The 15609-nt window shown below is 54.6% G+C and carries 12 protein-coding genes; 4 read left to right on the top strand and 8 right to left on the bottom strand.

Translation table 11 applies throughout. The features are described from left to right. Positions 1–244: 244 nt before the first annotated feature. Positions 245–1735 carry an NCS1 family nucleobase:cation symporter-1 gene (locus IEX86_RS12270; protein WP_188866425.1) on the top strand — a complete coding sequence of 497 codons (1491 nt, stop codon included), beginning with the start codon at positions 245–247 and terminating at the stop codon, positions 1733–1735. Positions 1736–1745: 10 nt separating this feature from the next. On the opposite strand, the gene IEX86_RS12265 is transcribed toward IEX86_RS12270, so the two are convergent. Beyond that, positions 1746–2231 carry a metallophosphoesterase family protein gene (locus IEX86_RS12265; RefSeq protein ID WP_188866424.1) on the bottom strand — a complete coding sequence of 162 codons (486 nt, stop codon included), beginning with the start codon at positions 2229–2231 and terminating at the stop codon, positions 1746–1748. A 106-nt stretch (positions 2232–2337) separates the two neighbouring features. After that, positions 2338–3714, bottom strand: coding sequence for a nucleobase:cation symporter-2 family protein (locus IEX86_RS12260; protein WP_188866423.1), 1377 nt, complete (start codon positions 3712–3714; stop codon positions 2338–2340). A gap of 321 nt (positions 3715–4035) precedes the next feature. Between IEX86_RS12260 and IEX86_RS12255 the strand changes: the two genes are divergently transcribed. Then, the gene (locus IEX86_RS12255; RefSeq protein ID WP_188866422.1) at positions 4036–4650 is read left to right on the top strand and encodes a DedA family protein; all 615 of its coding nucleotides are present in this window, start codon (positions 4036–4038) and stop codon (positions 4648–4650) included. 44 nt (positions 4651–4694) lie between these two features. Here IEX86_RS12255 and IEX86_RS12250 read toward each other — a convergent pair whose 3' ends face one another. From IEX86_RS12250 to osmE, 6 genes are all read right to left on the bottom strand, one after another. Next, complete coding sequence (locus IEX86_RS12250; RefSeq protein ID WP_188866421.1) at positions 4695–5255, bottom strand: DUF4124 domain-containing protein; 561 nt, start codon at positions 5253–5255, stop codon at positions 4695–4697. 92 nt (positions 5256–5347) lie between these two features. Then, positions 5348–7993, bottom strand: a complete 2646-nt coding sequence (locus IEX86_RS12245) for a bifunctional diguanylate cyclase/phosphodiesterase (RefSeq protein ID WP_188866420.1) — start codon at positions 7991–7993, stop codon at positions 5348–5350. A 350-nt stretch (positions 7994–8343) separates the two neighbouring features. Then, entirely contained in the window at positions 8344–10182 is a 1839-nt protein-coding gene (gene ilvD, locus IEX86_RS12240; protein WP_188866419.1) for a dihydroxy-acid dehydratase, read from the bottom strand. A gap of 351 nt (positions 10183–10533) precedes the next feature. Further along, a complete protein-coding gene (locus IEX86_RS12235; RefSeq protein WP_188866418.1) occupies positions 10534–11817 on the bottom strand; it encodes a GDSL-type esterase/lipase family protein in 1284 nt (427 codons plus the stop codon). A gap of 13 nt (positions 11818–11830) precedes the next feature. Continuing rightward, the gene (locus IEX86_RS12230) at positions 11831–12580 is read right to left on the bottom strand and encodes a Mut7-C RNAse domain-containing protein (RefSeq protein ID WP_188866417.1); all 750 of its coding nucleotides are present in this window, start codon (positions 12578–12580) and stop codon (positions 11831–11833) included. A 70-nt stretch (positions 12581–12650) separates the two neighbouring features. Continuing rightward, complete coding sequence (osmE, locus tag IEX86_RS12225) at positions 12651–12983, bottom strand: osmotically-inducible lipoprotein OsmE (RefSeq protein ID WP_188866416.1); 333 nt, start codon at positions 12981–12983, stop codon at positions 12651–12653. A 182-nt stretch (positions 12984–13165) separates the two neighbouring features. Here osmE and IEX86_RS12220 point away from each other — a divergent pair, with 182 nt between their 5' ends. Continuing rightward, positions 13166–14050: an esterase/lipase family protein gene (locus IEX86_RS12220; protein WP_188866734.1), complete on the top strand. Its 885-nt coding sequence runs from the start codon at positions 13166–13168 to the stop codon at positions 14048–14050. 318 nt (positions 14051–14368) lie between these two features. Continuing rightward, positions 14369–15580 (top strand): N-acetylmuramoyl-L-alanine amidase, encoded by a 1212-nt coding sequence (locus IEX86_RS12215; protein WP_188866415.1) that lies wholly within the window; start codon positions 14369–14371, stop codon positions 15578–15580. Positions 15581–15609 lie beyond the last annotated feature (29 nt).

Genomic DNA, 15609 nt, shown 5'->3' with positions numbered 1-15609 from the left:
CGCTAACTTTTCTCTGCACCAGTTTGATTCCTGATAACGCTTTTAGGAGGCTTCGCTTTTTTGAGCAGGTGTTATTGCTGCAGAGTGTAGGCAAGTATTGTTCTTTTAATATCAAGCACTTAACGAAAGCCTGGCGTCTCCAGATAGTTTCGAAAGGATTTAGGCACGCTTATTGAGAGGAGGGTCCATCAGCCTGCTAGCAGGACTTACTCACCCCTACGACAGGAATCAGGGAGAGCGTGCCATGCCACATAACAGATCAGAGGTGATTGTCCGCGATGGCCTGTATGAGCTCTATGCCGGCCCGGATGTCTTGAATAGCCCGCGCTATAACCATGACATGGCACCCACCCGGATAGAGGAGCGCTCCTGGAACAAATGGCATATCGCGGCGCTGTGGGTAGGCATGGCAGTCTGTGTTCCGACCTATACGCTGGGTGGCGTACTGACGGCTTATTTTGGGCTATCGGTGGGTGAAGCTCTCGTTACCATTCTGTTGGCTAATCTGATTGTGTTAATCCCGCTGACGTTAAATGCTTTTCCTGGCACCAAGTACGGTATTCCTTTCCCGGTACTCCTGCGCAGCGCCTTCGGCATCCTGGGTTCAAACGTGCCCTGCCTGATCCGTGCTGTAGTCGCCTGTGGCTGGTTTGGTATCCAAACTCTGTTTGGCGGGCTGGCAATTCATCTGTTTCTCGGTTCGATCTTTGACGGATGGAAGGCCCTGGGTGGTACAGGGGAGGTGATTGGCTTCATGTTGTTCTGGACGGCTAACCTATGGGTGGTAATCCGTGGCGCCGAATCAATCAAATGGCTGGAAACACTGTCGGCACCGCTTCTATTGTTTGTCGGGATAGGCCTGCTGATGTGGGCGATGCCCCATGTCTCGATGACAGAGCTTTTGGCTCAACCGGCCAAGCGTCCGGCAGGCGAGGGCGTTACCACGTATTTTCTGGCAGGGCTTACTGCCATGGTGGGGTTTTGGGCGACCCTTTCGCTGAACATTCCAGACTTCAGCCGTTATGCCAGAAGCCAAAAAGATCAGATCGTGGGACAGGTGATTGGTCTGCCGGTAACCATGTTCCTGTTTGCCTCCCTGGGCGTTGTGATGACAGCGGCTTCAGCCTCTCTGGTCGGCGAGACAGTCTCTGATCCGGTTTCGCTTATCGGTCATATTCAGAATCCGGTATGGGTGGCGTTGGCGATGGCCCTCATCGTAGTTGCAACGCTGTCGACCAATACGGCAGCAAACATCGTGTCACCCACGAATGACTTTCAAAACCTGGCGCCCCGATACATCAACCGGACCAGAGCCGTGTTGCTCACAGGGGTTGTCGGCCTGGCGCTGATGGCTCATGAACTGTTAAAGAAGTTGGGCTGGATTGTCTCAGACGTAAGCCTGGAAAGTGTCTATTCAAATTGGTTGCTGGGGTACTCCAGCCTCTTGGGCCCGATTGCCGGCATCATGGTGGTGGATTACTTCATTGTAAAAAAACAGCAACTCGATCTGGCCGGGTTATACCGTGATGATCACTATCCGGCCTATAACGTGGCGGGGTTCGTCGCATTCGGTATTCCGGTAGTGCTGACGCTGATTGCCTTAACGACAGGCGTCATGACCTGGTTTTATAACTATGGCTGGTTTACCGGATCGGCGCTCGGCGGCGTTATCTACTTTGCCTGTGCAGGGCAGCGTCAGCGCAGCCCGATACCGCTGGCAAGGCCTTCGCTATGAAGGCCTTTTGCTAGACGTCCAGGGTGATGAGTTCAGCGTTGATCTCTGAACCCTGAATGGTCAGACGTCCCAGAGATAGGGGCAGTTTGAAACGTCGCGGACCGGGGCTGCCTGGATTGAAATACAGTACGCCTCCACGCTCTTCCAGCTTTGGCTTGTGCGAGTGTCCGCAGATAACAACGCGGATACCTTCCGCAGCCGGATCAATCATCAGATCTTTAAGGATGTGGATCAGGTAGACATGTACGTCCCCAAAGCGAAGCTCGGCTGTTTCCGGTATGGCTTGTGCCCAATCGTCCGTATCGTTGTTGCCGCGGACAACCGTGAGTGGTGCAATCTCTCGAAGGCGTTCGAGAATCTCGGGTTTGCCAATATCACCGGCATGGATAATGTGGTCACTGCCCTGGAGAGCACTCAAGGCGGCGGGGCGCAGAAGATTATGCGTATCGGCAATGACCCCGATACGTACGATCGAGTGGTCGGAGGCGGCGGACATGGTTCTCCCGTATGCAGGCAAGGTCGATATAACCTCTGACCAATGAAGTGCGTAAGGGTTGAGCGGGGGTTATCGACATCCGTTGCAGATGTCGATAACAGTGGCTTTATTCCTGCTCTACTTCCTTGACGCCTTCTGGCAAAAACCAGTTCATGATCAGCGCGCAAAGGCCACCAGTGGCTACACCCGAGTTCAGTACATCCCGTAGTGCTGCCGGCATATGCGCAAGGAACTCGGGAACCTGGGATACACCCAAACCCAGCGCCAGGGAAACAGCAATAATGAGCAGGGCACGGCGATCCAGTTCAATGCCAGCCAGAATGTTGATACCTGAGGCTGCGACCGCACCAAACATGACAAGCGCAGCACCACCCAGTACCGGCTCTGGAACCGCCTGGATTATGCCTGCAACGGCCGGGAACAGCCCGAGCAGAATCAGAAAGACTGCAATCCACAAACCGACGTGTCGGCTGGCAATGCCGGTCAGCTGAATGACACCGTTATTCTGTGCAAAGATCGAGCTTGGAAAGCTGTTGAACAGGCCTGCCAGCAAGGAGTTGGCACCATTGACTAATACCCCGCCCTTGATTCGAGCCATCCAGAGAGGGCCCTCTACCGGCTGGCGAGAGACTTTACTGGTCGCTGTTACGTCGCCAATCGCTTCCAATGATGTGACGAGATAAATCACCAGCATGGGAACGAACAGCGCCCATGAAAAACCCAGGCCGAAGTGAAGAGGAACCGGTACCTGGAGCAAGGGGGCTTCATGCATGCCGGTAAAGTCCAGGCGCCCCAGGTAAGCCGCCAAGCCATACCCGGCCAGTAGTGCAATGACAATGGCTGCGCTGCGGACCCACACCACCCGAACGCGGTTGAGCACAACGATGATTGCCAATACCACGCCGGATAGCAGCAAGTTCTCGCCGTTGGCAAAAGTGCCCTGGCCCATGGCTGAAAAGCCGCCCCCCATGCTGATCAGACCGACCTTAATAAGGGTGAGACCAATCATGAGCACTACGATACCAGTCACAAGTGGAGTGATCAGACGTTTTACAAAAGGCAGGATGCGGGAAATACCCATTTCAACGAAGGAGCCTGCCATGACAACCCCGAAAATGGCTGCCATGACCGCTTCGACCGGTGTGCCCTGTTTGACCATCAGCGCACCGCCGGCAATTAGCGGGCCCACAAAATTGAAACTGGTACCCTGAACGATCAGGAGTCCTGCACCAAATGGGCCGAACCGGCGACATTGAATGAATGTGGCAATACCTGAAATTACCAGTGACATGGAAACGATCAGGTTGGTATCCCGTGGTGAAACACCCAGTGCCTGACAGATTAAAAGCCCAGGTGTGACGATCGGAACAATGATTGCCAGCAGGTGCTGCAGCGCAGCAAGCAGGGCAATAGGCAAACGAGGCTGATCGTCGAGACCGTAGACCAGTTCATGACGGGAGGGAGAGGAGTCCGGCTGGCTCATGTTGCGGTTCCGCAAAAGGCGGCAAGTGTACTGTTCCAGTGATGCGCCGCACAGTCTCTGTCGTGCAAAAGAGACAGACGATAGGCCGGCGCATCATTGCCATGCGCCTTGGACAAGGCGTTAACGTTCAGTAATAAAGACAAAAGCCTGATGCCCTAACTTTGCCAGTATTCACGGTCTTAGGCCTTGTTCTGACAGAAGGGCACCTGAGCACGTATTACTCCAATCCCGCCAGGCTTCATGACAGGTACGTCAATGGTGCTGTTATGCAGTCCGTGCAGCCAGGCTGCCCCAACTTATTCTTCTACTGAGGGCTTTTGCGTGTTTGACGCTATTACAGGACTAATCCAGCAGGGGGGGTACCTGGGCATTCTCTTGCTCATGTTTCTGGAAAACGTATTCCCACCTATTCCATCAGAGGTCATCATGCCATTGGCAGGCTTCCTGGCAGCAAGGGGCGAATTGAGCTTTATCGGCGTCGTACTTGCAGGAACGCTTGGGTCTTTCCTGGGAGCGCTACCGTGGTACTACGCGGGTGCGGTATGGGGAGAGGCGCGCATGCGCAGGCTGGCGCAACGCTATGGCCGCTGGTTGACCATTTCTCCCAACGATGTGGGCGAGGCTTCTGTGTGGTTTAGGGCGCACGGCAGCAAGGCGGTGTTCTTTGGTCGCCTGGTGCCTGCAATCCGCACACTGATCTCCGTTCCGGCCGGTATTGCCCACATGCCATTTCGTCGGTTTGCAGGTTACACGTTAGCGGGCTCGCTGATCTGGACGACAGTTTTGACCTTGGCAGGTTACCTGCTGAACGCCGAATATGAACGTGTTGCAACATTTCTGGATCCGGCCTCCAAGATTGTGCTGGCGGTAATCGTGCTTATTTACCTATATCGCCTGCTGAGAACGAGTGGCAGAAAAGAATATAGACAGGGCTAGGCGAAGGGCTGATGCTGCGCAAAACAACGCCAAATCAGGGAACGCTAGCGTTGGTCCATCAGGCGCCTACGCTCGGCTTTTTGTGCTTCTACCTGTGCTTTTTTCTGCTCGATTGCTGCTCGTCCGCGTTCTGTTACGCTGGGCCGGGGCGCGGGCTCGGGGGTCGGCTGAGGCGCTGGCGGGTTTGGCCTGGGATAGTGGTGCCAGGGTGGACGATGCCCACCGTAATAAGGCTCCGGATAAGGGTAGTAGCGGTCTTGCCGAATGGGTGGAGAGGCGTCGTAATCATACTCATCGTCGCGCTCATAATACTCGTCAGAGTCTGAGGTTGAGCGACTAGTTGACTTGGGCGTTTTAGCTTGAGGTTCCACCTTGGGCTGCTCGGCCTCTGGTGGCGGCATCGGAGCAGCCATGCGAGTCACTGGCCCGCTCCCACTGGGTGGAGGGTTATCAACTTCTATGCGGTCAGCCAGGGACTGGCCAGACGGGCAGCGGCCTTGTGTAAAGGTGATCTGTCCTGCCTTGTCGACGCATTTAAGGATGGTATCTGCCTGAGCAAAGCCGCTTAGGCCTGATACCGTAACCGCCAGAATTGCCCATTTCACAGCGATCCCTCCCAACATACCTGGCTGCCAGTCTAGCACCTTGCAGGTTGGGCTATCTAAATGACTCCTGAAGAAAGCGCTTAAGGGGCGTGTTAGGTAATGCGCTGGGGCGCTGACAGAAACGCGAACAAGTCCTCCAGAGTAAGAGGTCCGGCCAAAAAATACCCTTGCGCTTCATCACAGCGAGCCCGCTTGAGAAGTTCGAGTGTCTCCGCGTCCTCCACGCCTTCTGCTACAACCACAAGGTTCAGCGCGTGAGCCATGTCAGTGATGGCCTTGATGAATACATAGCGATCCAGGCCTTCGGCAGGATGGGTAATAAGGGTGCGGTCGAGCTTGACGGTGTCGATAGGAAAGCGCCTGAGGTAGGAGATACCCGAGTAGCGCGTTCCAAGGTCATCTACCGCTAGCTGGATACCCAGCGTTTTGAGCGCCCTAAGTGCCTGATTGGAGGCATCCATATCCTCGATGAAGGCACCTTCCGTAAGCTCAAGTTCGAGATGACAGGGCTCCAGTTCGGTCTCCTCGAGGATCGCTTCTATCTTGTCTTTCAGGTTAGGAGACTTTAGTTGATACGGCGACAGGTTTACGGACAATTCCAGCACTTGCCCAAGTCGCCTGGAGAGGTCATGAATTTCTCGACAGGCCTTGTGCAGAACCCATAGCCCCAATTCGTCAATCATCCCAATTTCCTCGGCAATCGGAATGAAGTCCACCGGTGAAATCCACCCTTGCTCTGGATGATTCCAGCGGATCAAAACTTCAACGCCCTTGGGCTTACCTTCAGGTAACTGCATCCGGGGTTGATAGCAAAGTGAAAACTCGTTCTGTTCCAGTGCCTGATGCAGCGCAGTCTCCAGTACCATTCGGCTCTTGGCTTCGATGCTCATCTCGTCTGAGAAGATGCGATAGCAGTGGCCCCCTGCAGCCTTGGCGCGATACATCGCGATATCGGCATGCTGAACCAGTTCTTCCTTCGTGCGGCCATGTTGCGGATAAAGTCCGATCCCTACAGATGCGCCAGAAAAAACGCGGCTGCCATTGATCTCGATCGGAGCAGCAACCGCTCGAATAATGTCGTCAGCTATTGTCTGAGCAGAGGTTTTGCCTTCCGGTGCATGGGCAATCACGACAAACTCATCGCCACCCAGGCGAGCGACTAGATCCCCTTGAGGGACGGCGGCTCTCAATCGCTTAGCAACCTCACGCAGCATCGTATCGCCTGCATCGTGCCCCATCGAGTCGTTGACCTGCTTGAAGCGGTCAAGGTCGATCAGCATAATCGCGATGAGGTTATTAAGGGGGGTGAAATTAATTAAGGCCTGCAGATGTTCGTTTAGATAGGCACGATTAGGCAGGCCAGTCAGCATGTCGTGGTTAGCCAACTGATGCAAACGGCTCTCGGCCAGCTTTTGTTCGGTGACATCCGTATAACTGCCTGCCCACTCGATAAGCTTGCCTTCCATGTCGAGGATGGGAACAGCATAGCCACTTACATGCCGGTATTGGCCATCGGCACGGCGGAGGCGGTACTGGGCATACACAGACTGGCGGTCCTGTAGCATTTTTGCTCCCAGCGCAGCGGTTGGCTCCTGATCATCCGGGTGAACAGCCTTCATCCAGCCAAAGCCCTGCATTTCTTCCTGTGTCTGACCGGTAAAGGCGCTCCAGTCTGGCTGTGGCGAGACGATCTCCAAAGTGGGAGAGGCCGTCCACACGATTGCGCCTGTGGCATTTACCAATGAGCGAAAGCGCTGCTCGCTTGCTTGAAGAGCCTGCTCCGCTGCTTTGCGCTCAGTGGTTTCCAGGTCCCGCTCGATGACCAATGCCGCTGTATTGACCAGCAGCCGCATGGACTCCAGTTCGAAGGCGCTTGGCTTACGTGCCTCCCTGCAATAATAAGCCAGTGTTCCTAGCACCTTTCCAGAGGATGACAGGATCGGGCGTGACCAGCAGGCGCGGAAACCATAGGTGAGTATGGCCGACTTGGCCTCAACCCAGCGTGGGTCGCTCTCGACATCGCTAACAATAACGGGGCTGCCTGTATAAGCAGCAGTACCACAGGAGCCTGCCAGGGGACCAATGGGAATACGTTCTACTGTCTGATTGAATGACTCGGGAAGTGTGGGGGCTGAGCCGAACCGAAGGTGCTGGCCATCAGTATCCATCAGCATGACTGACGCCCATATATTGCCGCCAGCTTGTTCTTCAGCAGAGCGCGTGAGGGTATCGAGAATCTGCTTGAGCGGAGCACCTGCTACCGCCTGTGCCAATGCCTGTTGCTGTCCTTTGGCCAGGGCCTCGCTGCGTTTTAGCTCGCTGATGTCTGATGCAATGCCGCGTAGGCGTGGATTGTTATCAGCGTTGCCCAGCACCTTGCCCTTGACGCTGATCCATCGAGTGCGGCCGTCTGAGAGTAATAATCTGCAATCGAACTGCCAGTGCTCGGTATTTTCCAGCGCGGTTTCAATGACCCTTTGCACCCTACCTTGGTCATCCGCGTGGATGCGTTCGAGAAACGCCTCAAGTGCCCATTCATCCGGCTGTAGCGCGGTGCCGAAATCCGGTCCGTTTCTGAGCAGGCAAGTCAGCGTTCCGCTGTTGACGTCAAGTTCCCACTCACCCAGATCAGCCACATCGAGCGCAAACTGCAGACGTGCCTCAAGTTCAGCAATGGAAGAGGATCGGGGAGCAGTGACATCCTTTTTGACCCGGGGCTCAGCATTGGTGTCCGGCATATGACTCCCTCGAAGTTTCCAACTATCGGTCCATCTGCATAGGTATAACGGCTTAACAAGACAGCAGCACGTCTAGAACGAGTATCTATAAGATGCATAGTCGTTCTGGCTAAGGGCCCACTTTATAATTGTTCGTAAGGCACGAGGATATCGACTTGCTCTGCTAGCAAAGGGCTATCAGCTGCAGGCCTAAGGCAATCCTGTAGAAGGAATCATCTTGCCTGAAAGAGATACTTTGCCAATAGTGCAATAGTCCATGACAAAGCCTTGGGTAGCTGACACGTTTCACTTTTTTGTAAGAGCAAAAACAAAAACGCCGCCCGAAGGCGGCGTGTTCAATACGGTTTGGGTCAGTCTTCGAGCATCGCCTTGTTGCGTACGGCTCCCTTGTCAGCACTGGTTGCCAGCAAAGCGTAGGCCTTGAGTGCGGTTGTTACGCGACGTGCGCGTGGCGCGACGGGCTTCCAACCCTTTTTGTCCTGCTCAATGCGGCGGTGGGACAGTTCCTCATCGCTAACCAACAGGTTGATACTGCGGTTGGGGATATCGATTAGAACCTTGTCCCCGTCCTTCACCAGGCCGATTGCACCGCCAGCAGCAGCTTCTGGCGAAGCATGGCCGATGGAAAGACCTGAGGTGCCGCCGGAGAAGCGACCATCAGTGAGCAGGGCACACTGCTTGCCCAGTCCCTTGGACTTCAAATAGCTGGTGGGATAGAGCATTTCCTGCATGCCCGGGCCGCCTTTAGGACCTTCGTAACGAATGATTACGATATCGCCAGCTTTTACGTCATCATTCAGGATGCCTTTAACGGCAGCATCCTGGCTTTCAAAGATCTTGGCCGAGCCTTCGAATACATGGATGGATTCATCCACACCAGCTGTTTTTACAACGCAGCCGTCCAGGGCGATGTTGCCATACAGTACGGCTAGGCCACCTTCCTGGGAGTAGGCATGCTCGACGCTGCGAATACAACCTTCTGCGCGGTCATCGTCCAGGGTGTCCCAACGGGTCGCCTGACTGAAGGCTTCCTGGGTCGGAATACCGGCAGGGCCAGCGCGGAAGAAGGTCTTCACGGCTTCATCCTGAGTGAGGGTGATATCCCACTTTTCGATGGCTTCGCCCAGGGTTCTGCTATGTACGGTCGGCAGGTCGGTATTCAGCAGACCGCCACGAGCCAGTGAGCCCAGAATGCTCATGATGCCACCTGCGCGGTGCACGTCTTCCATGTGGTACTTCTGGATGTTTGGCGCCACCTTGCACAATTGGGGAACGTTACGGGACAGGGCATCAATGGCGCGCAGGTCGAAGTCGACCTCAGCCTCCTGAGCGGCTGCCAGCAAGTGCAGGATGGTATTGGTGGAGCCACCCATGGCAATGTCCAGTGTCATCGCATTCTCAAACGCCTTATAGGACGCGATATTACGCGGCAACACGGAAGCATCGTTCTCTTGGTAATAGCGTTTGCACAGTTCAACCACTGTACGGCCAGCTTGCAGAAACAGCTCTCTACGGTCGGCGTGAGTCGCCAGCAGAGAGCCGTTACCCGGCAAGGCCAAGCCCAGTGCCTCAGTCAGGCAATTCATTGAGTTGGCGGTAAACATGCCTGAGCAACTGCCACAGGTAGGGCAGGCGCTGCGTTCGTATTCGGCAACTTTTTCATCAGAGGCGTTGCTGTCAGCAGCGATCACCATGGCGTCGACCAGATCCAGGCCATGACTGGCCAATTTGGTCTTGCCAGCCTCCATGGGACCACCGGATACGAACACTACGGGAATATTCAGGCGCAGTGCCGCCATCAGCATCCCGGGGGTGATCTTATCGCAGTTGGAAATGCACACCAGGGCATCGGCGCAGTGAGCATTGACCATGTATTCCACGGCGTCAGCGATGATCTCGCGGGACGGCAGTGAATAAAGCATGCCATCGTGGCCCATGGCGATGCCGTCATCCACAGCGATGGTATTGAATTCCTTTGCAACGCCACCGGCTTTTTCGATCTCGCGGGCAACTAGCTGGCCTAAGTCCTTCAGGTGGACATGGCCCGGTACGAACTGGGTAAAGGAATTGGCGATCGCAATAATGGGCTTCTTGAAGTCTTCGTCTTTCATGCCAGTGGCACGCCAAAGGGCACGAGCACCAGCCATATTGCGGCCGTGGGTAGAGGTTTTCGAGCGGTAATCAGGCATGGAGGCTGCTCTCCGGGGCGGCTTTGCTTATCACGGTAATCTGTTCAAACACTGCGGCATATCGACCGTATAACTGTAAAGGTAGCAGCGGACGCTTGAGGCACGCGAGCATTGAATAGGCTCAGGGCTATCGTGAGCGTGGACGGAGCGCAAAGCAAACGGAAGTGGACCGAATGCCGGCTCTGGGCCAGTCGAATAACGCGGGATCTCCACGTGACTGGCTTGGGCTCACAGACCCGCCGGGGATAATGGCGAGGGAATCGCTTGATTCTACTCTGCATTCCCTCAAAGGGGAAAGCGCAAGACAAGTGGTGTGCCTGGCTTGCGCCCTCTGGGCTCAAGAGGTAGTAATTACTTTTTGTGTAGGGCGAATATTTCTGGGTCGATGACGCTTGCCATTGCAACATATCCTGCCCGGTTAGGGTGTAGGCCATCTCCAGGGCCACCTGCGCTACTGGGGATGAACTCAGCACGCAGACCGCCTGTAGCCGGATCAAGCGTGGCAGCGTCGAAATCGATAACAGAGTCGAACAGACCGCTTTCCTTGATAAAGCGGTTTAGGGCCAGACGCTTTTGGTCCTGCTCCTGAATGGCAGGATCTTCAGGTCCCGAGGCCAGGCTGCTGGTCAATGTGGCGCCATGGATACGTACGCCGGGCAACGCTTTGCGTATCCGCTCAATGGCATGGCGCATTGTCGTCTCGACTACTTCGACAGAGGCTCTGGTGCCAGGCGAAAAGTCGTTGATGCCCTCCATCCAGATAATATCTGTTACACCAGACAGACTTAATACGTCTCTTTCCAGGCGCTCTATAATGGGCGGGCCGCCGCCATAGCCCTGTTTGCTGTTGTAATCCAGAGGACCTGCGACCTCATTACCGGAAATTCCGGCGTTCACCACTGAGTAGTGGCCTGGAGCCTGTTGTGCGAGACGGCGGTTAAGGATGTCCGGCCAGCTGTCATATCCATTAGGCGTCGAACCTGTGCCATCGGTAATGGAGTCGCCTAAGGCTACGATGACACGTCTGACATCGGGTGCCCCAACATCAACGGCATCGAGTAGAAATGTTGAGGTTGTAGAAAAGGGCCAGGCGTTTTCCTGATCCTCAGCGGCATGGTCTTCGCCACGAGCACCCAGGTAGGACGTGGTCAGCGCTGTAGCATGCCAGCTCAACGGGCCACTATTTCCCACAATATGAAAGCTTACCGCCAGGGTTTGGGAGGGGGTCTCCGGTAACGGGATCGGGTCAGTCCAACGCGTCTCGCCAGGTTGTAATTGAATCTCTTTTTGACCGTCAAAGCTGACCTGGCGATTACTGCCCGGTATCAGGGCAGCGCCACCCAGCGGCTGACCGATGTAGACACTACGCAATGTAATGGGCTGTGTACCAAATGTATTCGAGAAGCGCAGGCGCACCTGGCTGCCCCATATGCTAGGTCGAATGATTTGCCGGATACTCTGATCCTGAGCCCCGCTGGCCGAAAGAATATCGTCGAGCTTGGGTTGAGCAATAGGTGAGCCGTTGGGGTAAGCCGCCTGTACAGGGGCTGCCCAGGCTGTCTTCCAGTCAGCGGCTTGTCCAGGCTTGGCCATAAATGCAAGCAGACCAGCAGCCAGCAGCGTTAGCAGGCGCATAGGGATTCCTTACTCAGTTATCGGACGTCGGGGTAAGCAGGCTGTTTAACTGGGCGCGAAGATTGTCCCAGTGAGTACCTTCCCAATAGACACGATCACAGCCGGAGCATTTCAAAAAATAACTGTGCCGTTCGCGTACGAGTGGCGGCAGGCGGTCGAGTACGATGTTTTTATCAACAGAATGAAGGGTACCGTTACAGACCAGACACCGGCTAAATGGGGCGACGTGTTCGGCCAAACTGTAGCGCTCAAACACTTCACGCAGCTGTAGGTCAGGTTTATTCGGGCGGATATAACAGCCATAGATAATCTGGCTTCGCTTGAGCAATTCACGGTCACGTGTCAGGACGATGTAAGGCTCGTGGGCGCAGTAATTGGCAATCTCATCATCATGGATGGCTGGGTAATAAAGCGTATCGAAGCCAGCCAGCCGTAACAGTCGAGCTAATGCTCCCATATGGGCATCTGCAATAAAGCGGAATGCTGTCAGAGAAGCGCGCAAAGGAACCGCGTCATCCGGTTTCAGGCGATAAAAAGGAGGGTAAACGGCTATTCGGTCATCAGGTTGGATCAGGTACTCGAACCCGACGGATTTACCATTGACCAGAATGAATTCGATCTCTGTATGAGGAGCGCCCAGGGCCTCAATCATATGCTTGACGGTAGCATTTGGCGTGCAATTCACCGCGAAGCTCCGCTGGCGGCGAGCAGGAGGTAAAAAGCTGTTGAGGCGTGCGTAAAAACGAAAAGTGGCGTTGCTCATGTGTGCAATCCGGTCGTATCAGAAATGACACGACCGGAAGCGGTCGGTACCGAAAACGTGAAGCGTCTAATCAATAATGATCGGCCGATTCGCATGTTTCGAAACCTTTGCTGTCAACACGACCAGCGCTGTCAAAGCCCACGGAATACACCTGTTCTTTGCCATCTCTGTTGAGCACATAGTTGTTGCAGGAGCCTGGCTTGACCTTACGCGTATACAGTGTGGAAGGTGTGCCGCCGATTTGCAGTACCTGCTCCTTGGTCATGCCTGTCTTCACATCACTAACCAAAGGCTGCTCACGGTATTGAACTCGATCCTTAGCGGTATCGACCTGTTCCTTGACTGAGCTACAACCAGCGGCCATGGCAGCGAGAGCAACAACGGCAAGCGTCTTCTTATACATATGATTCTCCTAAAAGGTCGTTAATGACCGGTTACCTCTTTGAGCATGGCGTTGCCCAGAAATTCACTGAATTCGTGACGTTCAACGAAACGGTAGTAAATAAAGAGGCGTACCCTAAGCGAAACAACCGTAACCTTCAGGGTCCAACGGTTGACTGGTCAGTGAGCAACCTTGGGAGTGTCATGAGCGAGCATCAACACCTGACCCGCTATCCTCTAGTGCTGGTCCATGGCCTGCTGGGTTTCGTGGAGATTGCAGGTTATCCGTACTGGTACGGTATTGTTTCAGCGCTGGAATCCATTGGCGTCAGGGTCTACCCAGTACGGCTCTCTGGGGCCCATAGCAATGAAGTAAAGGGAGAGCAGCTTCTCGCACTTATAGAGGATATCGTTCGCGATAGCGGAGCCGAAAGAGTCAATCTGATCGGCCACAGCCAGGGTGCTCTGACCGCACGGTACGCCGCTGCCATTCGCCCTGAGCGCGTAGCATCAGTCACATCTGTAGCCGGTCCGAATCACGGGTCAGAACTGGCCGATATGCTTCAGTACTCCATGCGTACCAGTAGCCTGAAGGCACATATGGCAGCTGAGTATGTGCAGTGCATGGCTAAATTCATGGCTTTTCTGGATCGTAGCAATGGTTATCCGCAGAGCGCTATTGCCAGCCATGATTCGCTCACCACGGAAGGCATGGCCGCGTTCAACGATAAATACCCACAGGGCCTGCCCTCTACCTGGGGCGGGGAGGGTGCCCCTGTCGTTAATGACGTCCATTACTATTCCTGGTCCGGCATTCTGGTGCCGGAGCTAACGGATCGAGGCGCTAATCGGCTTGATCCTACCCATAGCATGTGTGTTCGGCTGTCGCGCTGTTTTGAGCTGGAGGCAGATCAGAATGATGGGTTCGTAGGGCGATTCAGTTCACATTTGGGCAAAGTCATCCGGTCCGATTATCCGCTTGATCACCTCGATATCATCAATCAGCTGGCAGGAGCGCTAGGGCATGGCGTCAATCCGGTAGCGCTTTATACCGAGCATGCGTTTCGCCTGAAAGCCGACGGCCTTTGACGGCGCTTTCCTAAATCTTGTGCTTACTCAATAGCTTGCCTGTTGCGCTCAGGTCGTGATGCTAAACGTGTAGGGCATTCGATCTCTGTTGGCTATTTCATCGCCTTGTTTCGGTACGCTCGTCAGTGCCATTTAAAGGTTGAAATGACCCCCTGTCGGCTTGTTTGCCTATCTATAGATGACATTAAAAAAAGTGCCTATCCTTCCGATTTAAAAGGAAGAAACAGTTATTTAAATGTTGCGTGGGTTATATAAAAATACGCAGCATTGGTGTCGTTATAATATTTCAAAATATCACTTGCTACGTCAGAGGGTCGCATGAATCGCCGCCGCTTGCTTAACCTGCTCCTGGCCAGCCTGACATTACCCGCTGCTTTTCCAGTGCTGGCGCTTCCTCAGCGTCTAACCAGCGCCCGTGCCTGGTTGGATTCGGATAAATTTCGCCTGGTCCTTGATCTGAGTGGTCCTGTCCAGTTCAAGACGTTCAGGCTCAGCGCACCCGACCGGATCATTGTAGATCTGGCCAACACGCAACAAGTGGCAGCGCTTGATAAGGTGCCGCTCAAGAACACGCCGGTGCGCTCCATTCGAAGCGCGCCTTTCGGCTCATCCGATACTCGTGTCGTACTTGAGCTTTCACAACCCGTCACAATGGACAGCTTTCTGCTGGGACCTGCTAATAATGCAGGCCATCGCCTGGTGCTGGATCTCAAGCCTGCTCAAGTACCCAGCATTCCAGTCCTACAGCCTGAAACGGTACTGGCTTCCGCGCCGGTTGTGACACGCGCTGGCAAAGGGCGGGACATCATCGTGGTTGTCGACGCGGGTCATGGCGGAAAAGATCCTGGCGCGCTGAGCCAGCGTGGCGATCGCGAAAAAGATGTTGCTCTGATCATTGCGCAAAACCTGGCTCGTATGATCAATCAGCAGAAGGGATACAAGGCCAAGCTGGTGCGCAACGACGATTTCTTCGTTCCGCTGCGCAAGCGGGTGGACGTTGCGCGCAAATACAATGCAGACATGTTCATTTCTGTTCATGCCGATGCTGCGCCGCGCCGTACGGCGTCAGGTGCTTCGGTGTATGCCTTGTCCGAGCATGGCGCTACTTCGACTACGGCACGCTGGTTGGCCAACAAGGAAAACGATGTTGACCTGATCGGTGCGAACGAGATCCTGAAAAACAAGGATCCGGTCTTGGCAGGCGTACTGCTGGACATGTCCATGAATGCCACGATTTCGTCGAGTCTTGATCTGGGAGACCGTGTCCTAAATAGTCTATCCAATGTTACAGGGCTGCATTTGAAGCGCGTCGAGCAGGCGGGTTTTGCAGTGCTCAAGTCCCCAGATATCCCGTCGATTCTGGTAGAGACCGGCTTTATGTCGAATGATCGGGACAGCCAGAAGCTTCTGGACCCGCGTCATCAGAGAGCGCTGGCCCAATCCATTTTTGGCGGCATCCACAGTTACTTCAGTGAGCGTCCGCCAACAGGTACTTACCTGTCCAGTATCAAGGAGCAGGCTACCGGCTAAGAGGGCGCTCAGGTTTACAGGCGCAAGCA

Source organism: Pseudomonas asuensis, assembly GCF_014646755.1.
GTDB lineage: Bacteria > Pseudomonadota > Gammaproteobacteria > Pseudomonadales > Pseudomonadaceae > Chryseomonas > Chryseomonas asuensis.
Note: the sequence above shows the minus strand (reverse complement) of the source record. Positions and strands in the feature narration are given on the sequence as shown.